Origin of the sequence: Mesorhizobium sp. WSM1293 (genome assembly GCF_000513875.1) — a bacterium.
Lineage (GTDB): Bacteria > Pseudomonadota > Alphaproteobacteria > Rhizobiales > Rhizobiaceae > Mesorhizobium > Mesorhizobium ciceri.
Window position 1 is genome coordinate 410,913 of sequence record NZ_AZUV01000004.1, and the last position, 18,337, is coordinate 429,249.

The window sequence follows — 18,337 nt, forward strand, 5'->3', positions numbered from 1 at the left end:
AAGGCTGTACACGTCGTATTTTACTGGCGTGTACGGTTCGGACGATTGGAATTCGTCCGAGAGCATTGTCGGTCCTACCCGACGGTGTAATTAGTAAGAGACTTCAACTCCAAGCCCCGCTTCGGCGGGGTCTTTTTTTAACAAGCGAATCTTGGCCGTATTCGACCGCTTTTGCAATCGTTTCGTCACCGTTCCGGTGCAATTATTTTGATGGGCTTGGACCTCTTTTCAGGCACGGGAGGCGCCTTGACCGCCTTCTTAGTTGCTGCGTTCAAGGGCTCTTCGGAATCGGTGGTCTCAATCTTGCGCGCCAGTTCACATATATAATCGCCCTCCACGAGCGCGGCGTCTAATCCAGCGTCCGCCGGAATCGCACCAATGCTACGCCGGCAAACAAAGCCACGAACACCACCAGCCAACCGATCTCGCCGGCCACCGCCGGCAGTTCGGCGCCCTTCAGCATCACCGCGCGGGTGATGCGCAGGAAATGCGTCAGCGGGAAGATCTCGCCGAAGATTTGTGCCCAGTCCGGCATGCCGCGATACGGGAACATGAAGCCGGACAGCATGATCGACGGCAGGAAGAAGAAGAAGGTGAGTTGGAGCGCCTGCATCTGCGTGCGGGCGATGGTCGAAATCGTGTAGCCGAGCAGCACCAGCGCCAGCACGAAGATCAGCACGGCGGTCAGGAGCAGCGACATCGATCCGGTGAAGGGGATGGCGAACAGAAGTTTCGCCGCCGCCAGCACCACCACCACCTGCACGCCGCCGACCGCCAGATAGGGCAGCACCTTGCCCATCATGATCTCGAGCGGGCTGGACGGCATCGCCAGCAGGTTCTCCATCGTTCCGCGCTCGGTCTCGCGTGTCAGCGCGATCGAGGTCATCATCACCATGGTCATCTGCAGGATGACGCCCAGCAGGCCGGGCACGATGTTGTATTGCGAGATGCCTTCGGTATTGTAGCGCCGGTGTACGACGACATCGAGCTGACCCTTGGCGGCCTCGGCGGCGGCTTCCTGCGTGCCTTGCGCCCTCAGCAGCGCCTGGCTGGCGACTGTGCCGAGCGTCGAGATGGCGCCGCTGGCCACCGCCGGGTCGGTGGCGTCGGCCTCGATGAGTATCTGCGGGCTGTTGCCGCTCTCCACCCTCCTGGCGAAATCGGCCGGGATGGTGACGACGAAGGCAACGTCGCCGCGCGATATCAGGAACTCGGCCTCGGCGGCACTTTGCGCGACATGGTCGAAACGATAGTAACCGGTGGTCTGCAGCGCCGCGACAATGGCGCGCGTATAGGGATCGTTGCTCGTCGCCACGAGTGCTGCCGGCAGGCTTTTCGGGTCGTTGTTGATGGCGTAGCCGAAAAGCACCAATTGTATCAGCGGCACGCCGAGCATCATGGCGAAGGTGATGCGGTCGCGCCGCATCTGGATGAATTCCTTGATCAGCAAGGCGCCAAGCCGGGCGAAGGAAAAGACGCTGTTCATGCCATGTTGTCCTTCGAGCCGGACATGAACTGGATGAAGACGTCCTCGAGGCTGGTTTCGCCGGGCGAAACTTTCACGCCCTTGTGCTCTCTCTCGACATCGGCAAGCGCGGCTTCGAGCTTCTTCTTGTCGGAGCCGACGACATGCAGCGTCGCGCCGAACGGCGCCACCTGATCGACGCCGGGGCGGCCCTGAAGCGCTTCGGCGACCTGATCGAGGCGCGGACCCTGCAGGACGAAGGTGGTCAGCCCGGCATTTTTCACCACTTCGGCGACAGTGCCGGTGGCCAGCATCTTGCCATAGGAGATGTAGCTGATGCGGTGGCAGCGCTCGGCTTCGTCCATATAGTGGGTGGAGACCAGCACGGTCAGCCCGCCGCTGGCGAGGCGATGGATCTCGTCCCAGAACTCGCGCCTCGCCTTCGGGTCGACACCGGCCGTAGGCTCGTCGAGCAGCAGCAATTTCGGCTTGTGCATGATGCAGGCGGCCAGCGCCAGCCGCTGCTTCCAGCCGCCCGACAAGGTGCCAGCCAGCTGGTTGCGGCGCGACGTCAGGCCGAGGTCCTCCAACGTGCTCGCGACATGCTCCTCGACCGGCTTCAGCCGGTAGAGCCGCGCCACGAATTCGAGATTCTCGCCGATCGTCAGATCCTCGTAGAACGAGAATTTCTGCGTCATGTAGCCGACTTCGCGCTTGATGCGCAGGCTGTCGGTGCGGATGTTGAAGCCGAGCACCGTGCCTTCGCCCTCGTCCGGGGTCAGCAGGCCGCACATGATGCGGATGGTGGTCGTCTTGCCCGATCCGTTGGGGCCGAGAAAGCCGACGATCTCGCCCTCGGCAACCGACATCGTCACATGGTCGACGACGGTCTTGTCGCCAAAGCGCTTGACCAGGCCGTGGACGTCGATGGCGTTCATCTTGCGCTGTCCGCCAGATCGACATCGACGATCTGGCCGGGCTGCAGCGGGCCGGCATCGCCCTCCGGCCGCGCCTCGACCAGGTAGACCAGCTTCTGCCGGTTCTCAAGCGAATAGATCACCGGCGGGGTGAACTCGGGATCTGGCGAGACGTAGCTGACGCGCGCCTTCACATCCGGGCCGCAGCCGTCGCAATGGACGCCGAGCAAGGTGCCGACCTTGACCGAGGAGAAGGCGCTCTCCGGGATATAGACGCTGAGCTTCACCGCGCCGTCGGGCAGGATCGAAATCACAGGCGCGGTCGGACCTGATGTATCGCCCGGATTGCGGATGACGTCGTTGACGCGGCCCGGCGAAGGGGCTGCGAGGACGCGCTTCGACAGCCGCCACTGCGCCTGCTCCAACGCGGCCTGCGCCTGCTTGACCTGATTGTCGGCGGCCTTGATCGTCTCGGGGCGCGCCGGCAGGCCGCCGACGGCGAGATTGGATTTGGCCTGGCCGACCTGCGCATTGGCCGTTTCGAGCGTGGCCGACGCGGTGTCGAAATCCGCTTGCGTGCCGGCGCCGCGCTTGAACAGATCGGCGGCGCGGTCGTATTTGCGCTTGGCGTCGGCGGCCTGGGCGCTGGCCATATCGACCTCGGCCTTCAGCACGGCGATCTCTTCCGGCCGCTTGCCGATCTGCAGGTCGGCCAATTGCGCCTGCGCCTGGGCAAGGCCGGCCTGCGCCTGCGCGACAGCGATTTTTGCGTCGGCACTTTCCAGCGTCACCACGGTCGTGCCGGGCACCACACGGTCGCCGCGCTTGACCGTGACGGTCTCGACCTGCGCCACCTCGATCGGCGCCAGCAGCACGTAGTCGCCTTCGACATAGCCGACGGCCAGCGGTGCTGCCGGGGCACAGGCCGAGAAGAGCTGCGCGGCGAGCGGCAGCGAACACAGAAAGCTCATGGTCTTTGCCCCTTTGTCTTTGCCCCTTTTCTGGCGGCCAATATGGCCTTGAGATTGCCCGATGTGACCGCCACCACCTTGGCGGCCTCCGCGGCGCCGATATCGGGCCAGCCCATGCGGCGCATCACCGCCTCACGGCCGATGCGGAAATAGATGACCTGGCCGATGAGCGTGAACACGGTGAGCCTTGTGGCCTCGCTTTCGGCGGGCTCGCCAGTTGCCTGTTCCCACAGCTGGCACAGCCGGCGATGGCTCGGCTCGAAGACACCGTCATAGATACGATCGAGGGCTGCCGTTGGATGGGAAAGTTCGCGCAGGATGAACTGCACGATCTCACCGGCCTGCGGACTGGCCACGACAAAGCCGACCATTCGCTCCAGCGCCGCGAAGAGCTGCGCCTGCGCTGCCTCCGGACCGACCGGCGCGGGCGCCTGCGCATTGCCGAGCGCCGGGCCGGCGACCGTCTGGATGGTCTCGACGATAAAGTCGGCGGCGGCCGTGCGAAGACCCTCCTTGCCTCCGAAATGATAGGCGATCGAGCCGATATTGGCTTGCGCCTCGGCGGCGATCTCGCGCGTCGAGGTGCCATCGAAGCCCTGCCGTCCGAACAGCTTCAGTGCCGCCTGGACAAGCGCCGCGCGCGTCATCTCGGCGGGCTCGCGACGAAGAACTTTGGGCTCAGGTAGTTTGATCATGAGCGCACTTTAATCAATCGATTGATTAAAGTCAACTTCTGTTCGTCATTGTCTTGCCATCGACGGCGGCAAACGCTTTAGTGCGCGGCCATGGGCAAGGAAGTCGAACGAAAATTCCTGGTCACCAGCACCGCATGGCGGGAGTTGGCCGAGGCCAATATCCGCATTCTCCAGTTCTATCTCGCTGCCGGCCCCGGGCGCACAGTGCGCATCCGCATCAGCGACGGCACTTCCGCCAAGCTGACGCTCAAATTCGGCAGCAAAGCGCGCGAGCGCGACGAATTCGAATACCCGATCCCGCTGTCGGAGGCGGTGGAGATGCTGGACTTCGCCATCGGACGTGTCATCGAGAAGACACGTCACCATGTTAGGCACCGTGGCTATCTCTACGAAGTCGATGTCTTTGGCGGACCGCTTGCGGGACTTGTGGTCGCCGAACTTGAGACGCCGGAGGACGTGCCGGACGAAATGCTGCCCGACTGGCTCGGCCGTGAAGTCACCGGCGAGCAGAAATTCTACAACGCGTCGCTCGCCCTTGGTGGGATTCCGGAGATCGCCGCATGAGCTTTCGCATCGATCCGCGCCTGCCGCTGACCGGCGAGGTCAGGAGAATCCTTGCCGAGGAGATCGGCAAGGCGCTGCATCATCTTGACGCCGCACGGAGCCGGCCGGAACAGGCGCTGCACAAATGCCGCAAGCGGCTGAAGAGCGCTCGCGCCTTGCTGCGGCTTGTTCGTTCCGGTGACGAAACATTCTGTGAGACAGAAAACCAGTGCTACCGCAACGTGGCGGCCCTGCTTGCCGGCCCGCGCGAGGCGACAGCGCTGATCGAGACCATCGACCGCCTGGCGGCAAGCTTTCCCAAGGAGAGCGCCGACGATGGGCTGGGCGCGGTTCGCGACAGGCTGATCGCGCGCCAGCATGAATTGCATGAAGGTACAGGGCTCGAAGCGGCGATCGGTGCTGCGACCGCCGCCTGCGAGGAGGGCCTGCACCGCATCGGCACGCTGGCCTTGCCCGACCAGCCGGAACAGGCGGCCGACGTGCTTGCCGAAGGCGCCCGCGTCACGCTGCGCCGCGCCAGGAAGGCGCTCGACAAGGCCGGATCGCGGGGAGCGGCCGATGATTTCCACGATCTGCGCAAGGCGGCCAAGACCCACGGCATGCATCTGTCGCTGCTCGGCAGGCTGTGGCCGACACCGATCAAAGCAAGGCGCAACGCGGTCGACGAACTGGGCGAGCGGCTGGGCGACCTGCACGATGTGCTGGTGATGCGCGCCCTGCTCGAGGCCGACGACCAGCTGCTCGGGCCGCCCGAGGACACGAAACTTCTGGCCAAGCTTTTGAAGCGGTCGGAAAAGCAGCTGAAGAAGAGCTGCCTTGCCGAGGCGGCCGAGCTGTTCGGCGACAGTCCCAAACGCTCGACACGCAAACTGGCCCGCAAGGCGCGCGACGATCTGGCTGCGCCGCCGGAAGAGGCCGCGGCATCGTAGGATGACTTGGCGCTCTTCCTCTCGGTCCGGACGGGGGAAAGAAAGGCGTGCGCTAGCCCTTATTACCCGCCCATGCTAATCGCCATGGAGTATGACCGAGCCCGGCGACACGCTTCTGGATCGACTTGGCCGCTGGCTTGCCGGCCGGCTGCAGGAAGAATCGTCCGGCTACGAGCCCTACACCCCCTCCGATGCCGAAACGCTGCGTCGCACGCTTGAGCCCGGCGACATCCTGCTGATCGAGGGCAACCAGAAGATCTCGGCGGCGATCAAGTACCTGACCCAGTCGACCTGGTCGCATGCGGCCTTCTATATCGGCGATGCCTTGCCCGCGCCGGCGGACGGCTCGGAGCGGCCGCGCCTGATCGAGGTCACGATCGGCGAAGGCTGCGTCGCCGTTCCATTGTCGCGCTACCGCACCTACAACACCCGCATCTGCCGGGCGAGTGGGCTGGCGCCGGAGGATCGCGACAAGGTCGTCGCCTTCATGATCGGCAAGCTCGGCCTGAAATACGACCTCAAGAACATTTTCGACATGCTGCGTTTTTTCTTCCCGACACCGCCGGTGCCGGTGCGCTGGCGCCGCCGCATGCTGGCTTTCGGTTCCGGCGATCCGACACGGGCGATCTGCTCGACGCTGATTGCCGAGGCCTATGGCCAGATCCGCTATCCGATCCTGCCCGAGATCACCCGTGCGCCCGGCCGCGCCTCGGCGCAGTCGAACTATTCGCGCAAGGAAATCCTGCACATCCGCCACCATTCGCTCTACACGCCGCGCGATTTCGACCTGTCGCCCTATTTCCGCATCGTCAAGCCGACGCTGGAATATGGTTTCGACTACCGGGCGGTGACCTGGGACGACAAGCTTGCCGATTCCGGGGCCAAGGCCGCCGAATAAACGCGATCAAATGAGTCCAGCCGCTGCACAGGACCGCTGGCCGGCAGCCGGGCGTCAGTGCTTGCAAGCCGCGGCCCGCACGTCCGAGGGTGTGGCGTCATAGCGGCGACGGAACGCCCGGTTGAAATAGGAAAGGTCGTTGAAGCCGGCCTCGTAGGCGATCGCGGTGATGCTGCGTCCGGCATGGCGCGGATCGCCGAGCATGCGATGGGCGCGCGCCAGCCGTTGGGTCATCATGAAATCAATCAAGGATGTGCCATCGCTCTCGAACAGCTTGCGGACGTAGCGGGCCGACAGTCCGTGGCGGGCGGCGACGTCCTGCGCCGACAGGTCGACATGGCCACCATGCGCGACGATATCGGCCTTGATGGCGCGCAAGCGGGCAACGCTGACGCCGCGGCCGCGTGCGATCTGGGCCGCATCCCTGGTCGCGCCCATGGCGAGTGCGGCAAGGTCGAAGACATGCGCCGCCACAAGGTGGCAGGCCTCCGCAGTCAACTCGTCTCCGACCTCCTGGATCGAGCTGATATAGTCGAGCAACAGCCGCATCGCCCCGCTTTGGGTCGGCAAGGGCCGCATAAGAACCGCGGCCGGATCGCCGATCAGAGGCGAAAGCTGCTTGCGCGAAAAACTCAGATTGACGAAGCGAAACCCGCCGGCGCCGATCAGGTTGAGGCCAACCTCTTCACCGCTCATCATCAGCGCCTGGCCGTTGCCGACCGCCTCCTCGCGGCCGCGATGCTTCATCACACTGCCCCCGTCGAGGGCCGCCAGAAGAACGAAGTCGTCATTGTCGATCAGCGACGACGTACGATGCACCCGGAATTCCGATGAGCTGCCGGTGGCGATGCCGAGGCCTGGCAACGCGCGCACCCGCATGTCGATCTGCGCCGGCGCCAGCGGATCGAGGTCCACCCTCAGAACCGTGCGGCCGTAAACCTCACGCGTGATCTCGACGCGATCCCGCTCCGGAAACATCTCCGTCGACAGCCTGAATGAGGCTGACGTCCCCATCGTCGCAGTCATCGACACCCCCCCATGCCCAAGAGCGCGGTCATATGCGCCGGAGCCTGCAAAACGTCAATCCCGGGCCGTTTTGGCCGCTTTCAGTGCCGTTCTGTCCAAGCTGCCCCCCTTTTATGCCCCTAGTTTGCGGCGCGATTCCGGAACCGGAACCGCATTGGCGGCAATCCAAAGGGGGGCACGATGTTTCATTTGCAACTGTTCAAGACGCTGTCGGCACTGGCTGCGGCAGGGTTCAATCCGCGTGTCTATCTGCTGTCGATCGCCTTGGGCAACGCAGTGACCGATCATCGCGAGGCCAAGCTGCCGCCGCGCGCTGCCCGATGATGAGCAGCACCATGAAAAAGAGCATTTTCCTGGCCCTGACCATTGCCCTGGCGGGCTGCCAAACGGGCCAGGTCGACGACAAGCCGGCATCGATCGCGAGCGCGGCCGGCAGCAAGAAGGCCCGGAACGAACCGACGACGGAAACGGCCTGCGCCGATGCGGCCAAGAAGGCGGCGAAGGCGCAGACCAATGCGGCTCTGCTCGGCGGTGTGCTGTCGATGGCGGGGGGTCTTGGCGGTCTGGCTGGCAATGGTGGGGTCATTGCCGGCCAGGCCGCCTCGATCGGCGGCTCGGTTCTGCAGTCCCAGGCAACGAGCAGTGCCCGGGCCGGCATTGCGGAGGATTGTTATGGCTGAGCGGCGTTTCGCAGCCATGCGCCGGCTGGCCGGCGCGCTCGCACTTGCCGGCATGATCTTCGACAGCCCGCCTGCCTTGGCCCTGACAGCGCGGGATGCGTCGGCGGTCGTCGGCCTGATCGAGGCCTTGCAGCCCGAATTCGGTCAGTTCGCCTATGACGAGGAGATCGCCGCCGACTGGTACGAGCGCGATGCCGCGGACAAGGCTTGATCGGCACAGCCGGTTTCACCGCCGACAGCTGGAAGGTCGCGCTTGGCGAGACCATGCGCGGGTTCCTGGCGACGATGCCGGTCGCGGAACTCGATGCCATTTTCGCCAAGCTCAGAAATGCCATATCCGGTATGAGGGAGCTGACCGAGGCACAGAAGACGGAGACCATCGACGCCATCGACGAAGAGGTCGAAGGCTTGATGATTTTGCGGACTGAGGGCGATCCCTTCGCCGACGTCGTCAGGCCGCTGACGCCAAAAATCCGCAGCCTCATCCTCGGCCCGGCGGTGGGGCAATAGGATGTTGGACAACAGGAAACGGGTGGCGGGAAAAGCAACTTCTAGCGGGAGCCTCGAGGCCGAATATCGTGGCATTTTTCCAGCCACGGCACGTGCCGGGCGAGGCAGCCCGATCGCGATGCTGATCTGCCTGCTGGCCTCCGGCTGCAGCCAGACGGCCGCCAGCCCGCCGATCACGCCAGACCAGCATGCGCAATTGGCGGAGTTGGCGGCCGGCCCGGACTCGCCGGCAGGCCTTGGCGAGGCCCTGGCTGCAGTCGAGGCGACCAGGAAAATGCGGGACTGCCGGGCGCGGATGAACGAGACGGGCGGGCAGATGAAGACGATGGGCGCCGTCAATGGCGCGGTCGGCGTCGCCGGTCGCATGGCGGGTCCGGGGGGCAAGACAGCGGCAAAAATGGTGGCGGTCGGCACTGCCAGGGTCGTGCGCGGCAAGCTCAGCCGCCAGATGCAATCGTGCTGAGACGATTGACGCGGTGCCTGGTCAGGCCGGCAGCGGCCGCCGTCCTTTCGCGGCGGCGGGCGTATCAGGCCTCGCCCCGGCATCTCGCGCGTGCGGCCCGATCGGCATGATTGCCGGAAATGGCGTCGCGCCAAAGGCAAACGTCCATTTGTAGCCGATCAGGCCATCCTCCGGCGTCGTGTGCTGGTCGTGATGGGCGAGCAGCTTGGCGCGGTCGGCGAGATCCTCCGCCTCGCGCCGCACCATTTCAGCCGTCTCCGGCCGCATCCGCCTGGAGAAGCTGACGAAGGTCGCTTCCTTGTCGATATGGGTGATGGCCCAGCCGATGAAATTCTTGTTGGTCATCTCGAACAGCGGCCTGAGCGGCCCTTCGAAGTTCCACTGGATCGGCGTCTCGACCAGCAGTCTCGCCGAAAGACCCCGTCCGAGCGCGATCAGGCCGAGTTCCTCGAGATCGCGCAGATAGAGGAACATCGAAGCCTCGCTCAGGCCTTGCGAGCGCATGATGCCTTCGGGCGTGAACTTTTCTGACAGCATGACGAAGATGAACAGCAGCGCCGGCCGGCCGGCGAGCTTGCGCTCGACCTCCGGCGCGATGTGGTTGACCGGCCCAGGCCCCCGGTTCATCGAGCCGAGCACGTTTTCCAGTTCGACACCGGCCGCAGCGCAAATCTCCATCAGCCGGTCGAGCTTGCAATTGCGCTCATGGAAGATACGCTTCACCGTCGGTTCGGAAACGCCCATGCGTTCGGCCAGCGCGCGATAGGTGACGCCCTTCGCCTTCAACGTCCGCTTCAGCGCCTGGAAGATCAGACCGTTCATCGGATGCACCTCTTGCCGCAAGTTTCGTATCGATATTCGATACTAGCGGTGTCAGGCCTTTCCGGAAAGTATCGAAAGCCATAGCTCTGCCTCGTCATCTCAGGAGAGCAGTCATGAACACCCTCATCACCTCAACCTTTATCGCCGTCATCGGCATTGCCGCAGTGCCCGCCGCGGAGGCAGGCGAACTCTGGCGCGCCACCGGGCTCGAACAGCCGGAATCGGCCCTGTTCGACGCCGCTGACAATCGCATCATCGTTTCCAACATATCAGGCAATCCCGGCGAGGCCGACGGCAACGGTTATCTCTCCGTGCTGTCGCTGGACGGCAAGACGGTCACCCAGCACTGGACCGACGGCATGGACGCACCCAAGGGTATGGCGATCTCGGGCGGCAAGCTCTATGTCGCCGACATCACGAAAGTCCGCGTCGTCGACCTCGCCAGCGGCAAGCTCGTCGCCAGCATCTCGGTGCCGAACGCGGTCTTCCTCAACGACATGACATCGGACCAATCCGGCAAGGTCTATGTCACCGACATGTTGGCCGACGCCATCTACCGCATCGATGGCGACCGGCCGGAGCTGTTCGTCAAGGACGGGGGATTGGCTTCGCCCAACGGCGTCTTTGCCGATGGCGGCCGATTGATCGTCGCCTCCTGGGGCAAGGGCATCAAGCCCGACTTCAGCACGACGGAGCTTGGCGGCCTGCTGTCGGTCGACATCGCCAGCAAGGTGGTTTCGCCCTTGCCGGCCGCCCAGAAATTCGCCGATCTCGACGGCGTCGTAGCCATCGGCGACACCATCTACGCCACCGCCTACATGACCGGCACGCTCTACCGCTATCATGCGGGCGGCGCGCCGGAGGTGGTGGCGCAGTTCAAGCCGGGCAGCGCCGACATCGGCACCGATGGCAAGTCGATCCTTTATGTGCCGTTGATGAACGAAGGCGAGGTTGTGGCGCTGAAGCTCGATTGAGAGCCATGGTCGGCGCCTCAGGGCAGAGCTGCGAGACGTTCGCAGCCGTGAGGTGAAAGCTCATTCGTCGGCGATGATCACCAACTCGAACTCGCAGTGCGGCTAATTAACGACGTCTGGCCCGTTGCGGTCGTCTGTCATGCGACGACCCAAAGGATGTTCTTCACCGAAACTAAACCTCGACGTGACCACCGGTTTGGGTCGACCGATGTTTCAGCATCACGTCAGATAGGGTGTCGCGTGCTGCTACCATTCGCTGATGCCAGTCGTTCTCCTTGTCGAGGACGATTGCACATTCACCCGCCTTTTTCCCTAGCAGGACCGAGTTGCTAAGCCGCGAAAAATACCATGTAGTAGCCGCAGCGTAGAAGATCGTGTGAGGCGAGTGCACTGAGGCTAGTTCGAAAATGGCGGGTGCGAACACCTCTTCTTGACCGAGCTTTCCGGACAAGATCGTCAGTGCAGCGGCTATATAGGACAGGTGTGAAGATTGCGAGAGTATCTCGTATTCTTTCCGACGCCCATTTCGTCACCGCATCAATTTCGAAGGCGCGGGCGATGGTATCGGACAAACCGCGAGGAGCGGCGCAAAGCGGTGTTCACGTCGGGCCGTGCGTGAGTCAGCTCAACGTCAAGAAGTTGGCATTCAACAGGTGGACACCTTGTCCTGACAATGGCCACCGGCCGGCAAATCCCGGCCCCTACCCCGCCTCGATCTTCCCTTTCAGCTGCGCCCGCGCATCCTTGATCGAGGCGGCGTAGGTCACCAGCGGGCGCTTGACGCCGTGGGTGATCAGCATGCGTCGGATCTGCGGCGCGGCACCCGATATGATGAAGCGGACACCGGCGCGTTTCGCCTTGTGGGCGGCGCCTTCGATGACGTTGGCCGCCGTCGAATCGAAGAACGGTACGGCCGAGCAGTCGAGGATGAAGTTCCTGCGCTGGTCGGCTATGCGGTCGAGCACGGTGCCGACGGTCGATGCGGCGCCGAAGAAGAAGGCGCCCGAAATGCGATAGACGACGGTGTCGGCGTCGGTTGCCTCGCTGGCATCGTAGGCGTTGGTGCTGTCGGCGACATCCTCCTGCACCAGCGGCTGATCGGCCTCGACCGCAATCGACTTGGCCATGCGGTCGATGAACAGGATCGACCCCAGCACGAAGCCGACGACGATGCCTTCGGTGAGATCGCGGAAGATGACGAGCAGAAAGGTCGCCATCAGTACCAGCGCATCGCCGCGCGAGGCACGCAGCAAGGTGGCGAAGGCCTGTTTCTCGAACATATTCCAGCACACGACCGCCAGCACGCCGGCCAGGGCGGCGAGCGGGATATAGCTGGCGAGCGGCGCCGCCACCAGCATCAAGGCGAGCAGGATGGCGGCGTGGACGATGCCCGAAACCGGTCCGTGGGCGCCGGCCCGCACATTGGTCGCCGTGCGGGCGATGGTGCCGGTGGCGCAAATGCCGCCGAACAGGGCGGATGCGATGTTGGCGAAGCCTTGCGCCACCAGTTCGCAGTTGGAACGATGCCGGCGGCCCGTCATCCCGTCGGCGACCACCGCCGAAAGCAGCGATTCGATGGCGCCCAGCAAGGCGAAGGCAATCGCATCCGGCAGCACGTCAATCATCCTGTCCAGGCTGATCGGCGGCAAAGCGGGCATTTGCAGGCTGCGCGGTATACCGCCAAAGCGGGTGCCGATCGTCTCCGCCGGCAGCGCGAGAAGCGCCACGACCAGCGATGCCAGCCCGATGGCGATGAGCATTGCGGGCCATGTCGGTCGCCAGCGCTTCAGGCCGGCGATGGTGGCGACGGTCAACACCGCCACGAAGATCGCCGCCGGGTTGATGGTGCCGGCCGCCTCGCCGACCGCGATCAGCTTCGGCACCAGCGGTCCGGGCTCCTTGCCGGCAAGCTTCAGCCCGAACAGTTCGACGATCTGTCCGGAAAAGATGATGACGGCGATGCCGGCGGTGAAGCCGACCGTCACCGGATAGGGAATGAACTTGATGTAGGTGCCGAGACGGAGATAGCCTATGGCGAGCAGGAAGACCCCTGCCATCATCGTTGCCAGCAGCAGCCCGTCGATACCGACCCGGGCAACCGTCGCGGCCACCAGCACGATGAAGGCGCCGGCCGGGCCGCCGATCTGGAAGCGGCTGCCGCCGAGCGCCGAAATGATGAAGCCGCCGACGATCGAGGTGTAGAGGCCGCGCTCGGGCGTGACTCCCGAGGCGATCGCGATGGCCATCGACAAGGGCAGCGCGACAATGGCCACCGTCAGCCCGGCAATGGCGTCCGCCTTGAAGTCGGCGAACGTGTAGCCCTCGCGCCAGACCGTCACGAGTTTTGGCGTGAACAATTCGGAAAATGTCGGCTTTGCCGACTGGTGGGCCGACCTTTGGGCCGATCTGTAGGCCGGTTCATGCACTGCCCGTTGCGTCTGATCCATGGACTGCCTTTCGCACCCTGAAAGGCGGCGGGATCGTCGGCAGGGCTGTCGGCGGTCGCCGTCGCGACTTTATGCCGGCTCAGCCTTGGGATCCGGCGGCACGGCAGGCTTGAGGCGCACGCCCCGGCCGCCGCGCTCGCTGGCCTGATTCTCGCCGATCAGTTCCACCCCGGCCTCGTCGAGGGCCTGGATGACCTTCATCAGCGTGTCGACCACGCCCCTGACCACGCCATCGCTCGCCTCCATGCGCTGGATAGTCGGAAGCGAAACGCCGGCGCGCTCGGCGAGCGTCTTCTGATCGATGCCGGCCAGCGCCCTTGCGGCGCGCATCTGCGCGGCAGTGATCATCGGCCGGAATCCCCGTCTGAGTCTGCAGGAGTAAGGTATAATATCATCATTCTGATGTTTCAAGCATTAGGATGAATGTTTGAGACGTAAGTAGTGGCGCCTGACTGGCCATTTTTTAGATACTTTCCCGGGATTGCGCGCTAAGGTCTTCCATCTGGGCAGGGAGTAACGCGGTTGAATATCTTCAAGACTTTCATGACATCGGCAGCCTTGCTGTCGGCGGTTTTCCTGTTGGCCGGCTGCGGGCACGGGCTGATCAACCGGCTGATCTAGTCTCCAGTCTCGCCGTCCGGGTGCTGCCCACGCCATCGCTGCCACGTCCGGGCAGCGAGCCAGCACAGCATCGCCCAGACGAAGCCGGCGCACCAGCCGGCCAGCACATCCGACGGCCAGTGGACGCCGAGATAGACGCGGCTGATGCCGACCAGCAGCGTCGTCAGCACCGCCAGCGACAGCACATAGATCTTCGTCGTTCGACCGGGCAGGAAGCGTGCCGCCAGCGCGCCGAGCGTCAGATAGGTCACCGCCGACAGCATGGCGTGGCCGCTGGGAAAAGACAGCGTCGTTTCGTTGACGAGATGCGAGACGAGTTCGGGGCGCGGCCGGTCGATTCCGGCTTTCAGCAGGCTCGACAGCACCTGACCGCCAGCCACCGCCACGAAGATGAAAAGGGCGGTCGCCGGCCTGCGGATAAGCAGGAGATAGACGATTACCGCCGTCACGATCAGCACCAGCACGCTGCCGCTGCCAAGGCTTGTGATGTCGCGCATAGCCCCTTGCAGCCACAGCGGGCCGATCGGGCTGTCAGGCCGCCCCGCCTGGCGGAAGGCGAGCAGGATTTCGGTGTCGAAGGCGTGCGGCGTGGTGGCGCGCGCCATCTCCATCAGCTCCTCGAATCCCCAAAGGCCGGCCGCGATGACCAGGCCGGCCAGCAGCACCGGGAATTCGACCCGGTTGAGCAAAGCGTTCGCGGCATTCTTCATCGGCAATCCGCCCGTTACAGCCGGCCTTGCAGATAGGGTCCGAGCGTGATCAGCGCCACTGCGGCGATCGCCAGCATGATGCCGGTCGCCTGCAGCGCGTTGACGCGCTCGCCGAAGAAGACCAGTGCCACGACGTTCACCGAGACCAGCTGGATGACGGCAGACAGGCTGAACGACACCGACATGCCGAATTCGCGGATCAGCCGCAGCATGATCAGATTGCCCAGCGAATAGAGCGCCAGCGTCAGCGCGATCTTGCCAAGGCTCGGCGCCAGGCCCCATTGCTTGGCGGCTGTCGCCGCCAGCAGGAAAATGACCGTTGAAAAGCCGAGCTGCAGCAGTCCCGAAAAACTCAACGTTCCGTCCCCTCTCGAAGCGGCTCCCGCCGCATGTGTCGCGGACGTTGTTTCCGAAGCGCGCCGGGACGTCAAGCGCTCGACCAAACGAAGCTCTTGGCAATGGCAAGACGGAGGCTCAATGTACCGACATCGTCCAGCCAGTCGATTGAAGGGCGGTCAGGGGTTCATGATTCGTATTCTGCAGAACTTGACGCGACGCTGGAGCGAACTCTCTCTTGCCTTGCAATTCGTCGTTGCCGGCGGTTTTGGCCTGCTGGCCGTCATGCTGGTGGTGGGCGCCTGGGTGACGGCGCAGATCAGAGAGGGCGTCATCCGCAATTCGGCCGCCACGACGGCGCTCTATGTCGACAGCGTGATTGCGCCGCTGCTTCCCGACTTGCGCAAGGAGCAGGAGCTCAGCGATTCCGTCAAGCAGGCGCTGGACGAGACGCTTGGCCAGGGCGCGCTCGGCAAGCGCCTCGAATCGTTCATGCTCTGGCGCCGCGACGGAACGGTCCTCTATGCCAAGGAGACGGCCCTGATCGGCCGCCGCTTCGCTCCGAGCGACAATCTGCGTTCCGCTTTCCAAGGCAATGTCGTCGCTGAATTCAATACTTTCGATGAGGATGAGAGCGAGGAGAAGGCGACCGGCTTGCCATTGCTGGAGATCTACAATCCCGTGCGCGAGCCCTGGTCGGGCGAGGTGGTGGCGGTTACCGAGTTCTATGAGATCGCCGACGATTTCCAGGCCACCCTGGCTTCCGCTCTGTGGTCGAGCTGGCTGATCGTGGCCGGCGCGACCCTGGCGGCATTCCTGCTCCTGTCGGGCATCGTCCTGCGCGGCAGCCGCACCATCGACGACCAGCGTGGGGCGCTGCGCCGCCAGGTGTCGGAGCTGCAGGGCCTGGTGGCGCAAAACAGTGCCTTGCGACTGCGCGTGCAACAGGCCTCGCGCCGCGCCACCGCGCTCAACGAAAGATATCTGCGCCGCATCGGCGCCGACCTGCATGACGGCCCGGCCCAACTCGTTGCCCTGGCGGCGCTGCGCATGGACAGCCCGATATTTTCCAGCGATGGCCATTCGGGCGCAAGCCGCTCGACCGAGGTCACGATGATTCGCAAGACGCTGGAGGATGCGATGCGCGAAATACGCGGCATCTGCACCGGCCTTGTCCTGCCGCAGATCGAGACGGCTGCCGCAACCGACATTCTGCGGCTGGCCGTCAAGGAACACGAACAGAGGACGGGAACGTCGGTGACGCTGACGCTGGCCGGACAGTTGCCTGAACCCGGCGCCTCCGAGAAGATCAGCATCTATCGTTTCGTCCAGGAAGGGCTGAACAATGCCTATCACCACGGGCTAGGCAAGGATCAGGCGGTGAGTGCCGGGATGAAAGGTGGCAGGCTTTTTGTCGAAGTGTCGGACCGCGGGCCGGGTTTCGATCCGACGGCACGGGTCGAGGGCCTCGGGCTCGCCGGCCTCAGGGAACGGGTCGAAAGCATTGGCGGACAGTTCGAAACCTTGACCGGGCCGCAAGGTACGCGTTTGGTGATCCGTCTGTCGGTCGAGGAGCAAGCATGACTGGGACCATTCGCATTGCCATTGTCGACGATCATCCCCTCTTTCGCGAAGGTGTGACGCGCAGCCTGTCGGAGATCGGAGGCTTCGAGATGGTTGGCGAGGGCGCCACGGCGCAGGATGCCGAACGCCTCGCCGCGACGATGCGGCCCGACATCTTGCTGCTCGACATCTCGATGCCGGGCGGCGGGCTGAGCGCGGTCGCAAGCATCCTCGCCAACCATCCCGCCCAGAAGATCGTCATGCTGACCGTCTCGGAGGCCAATGCCGATGTGACCAAGGCGCTGAACGCAGGGGTGAATGGCTATGTCCTCAAAGGCGTCGGATCGCGCGGCCTCGCCGACATCCTGCGCAATGTCGCAGCCGGCGAAAGCTATCTCTCGCCGACACTATCGGCCCGGCTGCTTTCGGATCTCCAGTCCCAGCAGCCGACCGACGGCTTGGCGGAACGGCTGCGGCAGCTCACCGATCGGCAAACGGAAATCCTGCGGCTGGTGGCGGAGGGGCTGAGCAACAAGGAAGTCGCCTTGCGGCTTGAGTTGCAGGAGAAGACCGTCAAACATCACATGACCGGAGTGCTGTCGAAGCTCAATGTGCGAAATCGCACCGAAGCGGCCTTGATGATGCGTGAGTGGCGCGACCGCGACAGGCCTTCCTAAAGCATTTCACCGTTTCACGGAAACGGCGAGCTGCTCTAACTCTGTTTTGACACAATTCCCAAGGGAAAAGCGCTTCACACTTTTTTTAGAATTGCTCTGGGCAGGTCCGAAGAAATGCGCAGCGGTTTCCCGTCCCGGATTGCGCAAAAGCGCGTCGCGCCTCGGGACCGCAGCCATTGCGGTGCCGAAAACCGGGACGACGCCGGCCGGAAACGAGGTCACCTCCGCCGGGGGGCGGCGGAGGTGACGTGCAAAGCTGACCGTTGCCTGTTGGCCAGCTTCACAAGGCCTTGAGACGATTGGCATCGGCCGGCGTGGCCTGGCGGTCGATGATCGTGCGACCGAGAGCGTCCTTCATGCTGAAACGACCGTTCTCGAGCTTTTCCGTTATGCCGTCGGGATGCCGGACTGTGATCTTGTTGCCGGTCACGTCGACCTTGTCACCGGTCTTTGCATTGACATGACTCCCGCTCTTACCCTGATTGGATCCTGATTTGCCGTTGTTGCCGCTATTACCGCTGCCGTTATTCCCATTGCCGTTGCCGCTGTTCCCGCTATTGCTTCCGCCGGAATTGCCGCCGTTGCCGCCCCCACTGTTGCCTCCGCCCCCACCGCCACCGTTGCCGCCGCCACCCTTGCCGGCGTATGCGCTGGCGGTGTGGATGCCGGAAACGGAGCCGTCCAGGACAATTTGATAGGGCGCAATCGTCAACACCAGCGCCGCTGCCGATTTGAGCGCCAGCCGGCAACAACGGGTCGTGACCGATCTGTGCATTCTGATCTCCGACGACTGAGCCCGGCGCGCCCCACCCCAACGTTGCAGTGCAACCAACATTGCCGAAAGACGCGGCGCCCGGAAGCGACCTCCGACCGTTGCGGTTGTCAACCAGGACCATTGCAAGCGCAAGGTTGGACTAAAGTCCCAAGTATATGCTACATTAGCTTCGCATGAACGGCGCCGTGACCGCCATCGCTAAACGGGAGACTGGCTTTCCCGATGCCTGACGACCGCAGACGCCGAACATCAAGTCACCTCCGCCGGGGGCGGCGGAGGTGACTTGTCGAGGGT

At 63.9% G+C, this 18,337-nt stretch carries 22 protein-coding genes; 11 read left to right on the top strand and 11 right to left on the bottom strand.

Going from position 1 to position 18,337, the window contains the following annotated elements; genetic code table 11:
• Positions 1–349: 349 nt before the first annotated feature.
• From M729_RS0107555 to M729_RS0107570, 4 genes are read right to left on the bottom strand one after another with little or no spacing between them, the layout of a single operon-like run.
• On the bottom strand, positions 350–1,486 hold the full coding sequence (locus M729_RS0107555) for an ABC transporter permease (RefSeq protein WP_027161227.1): 1,137 nt from the start codon (positions 1,484–1,486) through the stop codon (positions 350–352).
• Positions 1,483–2,403, bottom strand: coding sequence for an ABC transporter ATP-binding protein (locus M729_RS0107560; RefSeq protein WP_013528656.1), 921 nt, complete (start codon positions 2,401–2,403; stop codon positions 1,483–1,485). Before M729_RS0107560 ends, M729_RS0107555 begins: the two co-directional genes overlap by 4 nt.
• Positions 2,400–3,353 (bottom strand): HlyD family efflux transporter periplasmic adaptor subunit, encoded by a 954-nt coding sequence (locus M729_RS0107565; RefSeq protein WP_027161228.1) that lies wholly within the window; start codon positions 3,351–3,353, stop codon positions 2,400–2,402. Before M729_RS0107565 ends, M729_RS0107560 begins: the two co-directional genes overlap by 4 nt.
• On the bottom strand, positions 3,350–4,048 hold the full coding sequence (locus M729_RS0107570) for a CerR family C-terminal domain-containing protein (RefSeq protein ID WP_027161229.1): 699 nt from the start codon (positions 4,046–4,048) through the stop codon (positions 3,350–3,352). Before M729_RS0107570 ends, M729_RS0107565 begins: the two co-directional genes overlap by 4 nt.
• 90 nt (positions 4,049–4,138) lie before the next feature.
• Here M729_RS0107570 and M729_RS0107575 point away from each other — a divergent pair, with 90 nt between their 5' ends.
• From M729_RS0107575 to M729_RS0107585, 3 genes are all read left to right on the top strand, one after another.
• Positions 4,139–4,612 carry a CYTH domain-containing protein gene (locus M729_RS0107575; RefSeq protein WP_013528659.1) on the top strand — a complete coding sequence of 158 codons (474 nt, stop codon included), beginning with the start codon at positions 4,139–4,141 and terminating at the stop codon, positions 4,610–4,612.
• Entirely contained in the window at positions 4,609–5,541 is a 933-nt protein-coding gene (locus M729_RS0107580) for a CHAD domain-containing protein (RefSeq protein ID WP_027161230.1), read from the top strand. The genes M729_RS0107575 and M729_RS0107580 overlap by 4 nt, the downstream gene beginning before the upstream one ends.
• A gap of 91 nt (positions 5,542–5,632) precedes the next feature.
• The gene (locus M729_RS0107585; protein ID WP_024502202.1) at positions 5,633–6,439 is read left to right on the top strand and encodes a hypothetical protein; all 807 of its coding nucleotides are present in this window, start codon (positions 5,633–5,635) and stop codon (positions 6,437–6,439) included.
• 54 nt (positions 6,440–6,493) lie between these two features.
• On the opposite strand, the gene M729_RS0107590 is transcribed toward M729_RS0107585, so the two are convergent.
• Positions 6,494–7,465: an AraC family transcriptional regulator gene (locus M729_RS0107590; protein WP_027161231.1), complete on the bottom strand. Its 972-nt coding sequence runs from the start codon at positions 7,463–7,465 to the stop codon at positions 6,494–6,496.
• A gap of 180 nt (positions 7,466–7,645) precedes the next feature.
• On the opposite strand from M729_RS0107590, the gene M729_RS1000000136975 reads away from it, so the two are divergent.
• From M729_RS1000000136975 to M729_RS0107615, 5 genes are read left to right on the top strand one after another with little or no spacing between them, the layout of a single operon-like run.
• Positions 7,646–7,789, top strand: coding sequence for a hypothetical protein (locus M729_RS1000000136975; RefSeq protein WP_023813481.1), 144 nt, complete (start codon positions 7,646–7,648; stop codon positions 7,787–7,789).
• An 11-nt stretch (positions 7,790–7,800) separates the two neighbouring features.
• On the top strand, positions 7,801–8,145 hold the full coding sequence (locus M729_RS0107600) for a hypothetical protein (protein ID WP_027161232.1): 345 nt from the start codon (positions 7,801–7,803) through the stop codon (positions 8,143–8,145).
• Positions 8,138–8,356 (top strand): hypothetical protein, encoded by a 219-nt coding sequence (locus tag M729_RS1000000139175; protein WP_027161233.1) that lies wholly within the window; start codon positions 8,138–8,140, stop codon positions 8,354–8,356. The genes M729_RS0107600 and M729_RS1000000139175 overlap by 8 nt, the downstream gene beginning before the upstream one ends.
• Complete coding sequence (locus tag M729_RS1000000139180) at positions 8,353–8,655, top strand: hypothetical protein (RefSeq protein WP_027161234.1); 303 nt, start codon at positions 8,353–8,355, stop codon at positions 8,653–8,655. Before M729_RS1000000139175 ends, M729_RS1000000139180 begins: the two co-directional genes overlap by 4 nt.
• A 1-nt stretch (position 8,656) precedes the next feature.
• Complete coding sequence (locus M729_RS0107615) at positions 8,657–9,118, top strand: hypothetical protein (RefSeq protein WP_084652575.1); 462 nt, start codon at positions 8,657–8,659, stop codon at positions 9,116–9,118.
• Positions 9,119–9,139: 21 nt separating this feature from the next.
• Here the strand turns inward: M729_RS0107615 and M729_RS0107620 are convergent, their stop codons facing one another.
• Entirely contained in the window at positions 9,140–9,940 is an 801-nt protein-coding gene (locus M729_RS0107620) for a helix-turn-helix transcriptional regulator (protein WP_013528667.1), read from the bottom strand.
• A 113-nt stretch (positions 9,941–10,053) separates the two neighbouring features.
• Here M729_RS0107620 and M729_RS0107625 point away from each other — a divergent pair, with 113 nt between their 5' ends.
• Positions 10,054–10,914 (top strand): ATP/GTP-binding protein, encoded by an 861-nt coding sequence (locus tag M729_RS0107625; protein ID WP_027161236.1) that lies wholly within the window; start codon positions 10,054–10,056, stop codon positions 10,912–10,914.
• A 701-nt stretch (positions 10,915–11,615) separates the two neighbouring features.
• On the opposite strand, the gene M729_RS0107635 is transcribed toward M729_RS0107625, so the two are convergent.
• The 4 genes from M729_RS0107635 to M729_RS0107655 form a co-directional block, all read right to left on the bottom strand.
• Complete coding sequence (locus M729_RS0107635; protein WP_027161238.1) at positions 11,616–13,361, bottom strand: SulP family inorganic anion transporter; 1,746 nt, start codon at positions 13,359–13,361, stop codon at positions 11,616–11,618.
• Between the two features lie 69 nt (positions 13,362–13,430).
• A complete protein-coding gene (locus M729_RS0107640) occupies positions 13,431–13,709 on the bottom strand; it encodes a helix-turn-helix transcriptional regulator (RefSeq protein ID WP_013528670.1) in 279 nt (92 codons plus the stop codon).
• 269 nt (positions 13,710–13,978) lie between these two features.
• Positions 13,979–14,692 carry a phosphatase PAP2 family protein gene (locus tag M729_RS0107650; RefSeq protein WP_027161239.1) on the bottom strand — a complete coding sequence of 238 codons (714 nt, stop codon included), beginning with the start codon at positions 14,690–14,692 and terminating at the stop codon, positions 13,979–13,981.
• Positions 14,693–14,706: 14 nt separating this feature from the next.
• Positions 14,707–15,048: a hypothetical protein gene (locus tag M729_RS0107655; protein WP_013528672.1), complete on the bottom strand. Its 342-nt coding sequence runs from the start codon at positions 15,046–15,048 to the stop codon at positions 14,707–14,709.
• A 169-nt stretch (positions 15,049–15,217) separates the two neighbouring features.
• Between M729_RS0107655 and M729_RS0107660 the strand changes: the two genes are divergently transcribed.
• Positions 15,218–16,612: a sensor histidine kinase gene (locus tag M729_RS0107660; protein ID WP_024502211.1), complete on the top strand. Its 1,395-nt coding sequence runs from the start codon at positions 15,218–15,220 to the stop codon at positions 16,610–16,612.
• A complete protein-coding gene (locus M729_RS0107665) occupies positions 16,609–17,268 on the top strand; it encodes a response regulator transcription factor (protein ID WP_013528674.1) in 660 nt (219 codons plus the stop codon). Before M729_RS0107660 ends, M729_RS0107665 begins: the two co-directional genes overlap by 4 nt.
• A gap of 280 nt (positions 17,269–17,548) precedes the next feature.
• Here the strand turns inward: M729_RS0107665 and M729_RS0107670 are convergent, their stop codons facing one another.
• Positions 17,549–18,043 (bottom strand): hypothetical protein, encoded by a 495-nt coding sequence (locus M729_RS0107670; RefSeq protein WP_027161240.1) that lies wholly within the window; start codon positions 18,041–18,043, stop codon positions 17,549–17,551.
• Positions 18,044–18,337 lie beyond the last annotated feature (294 nt).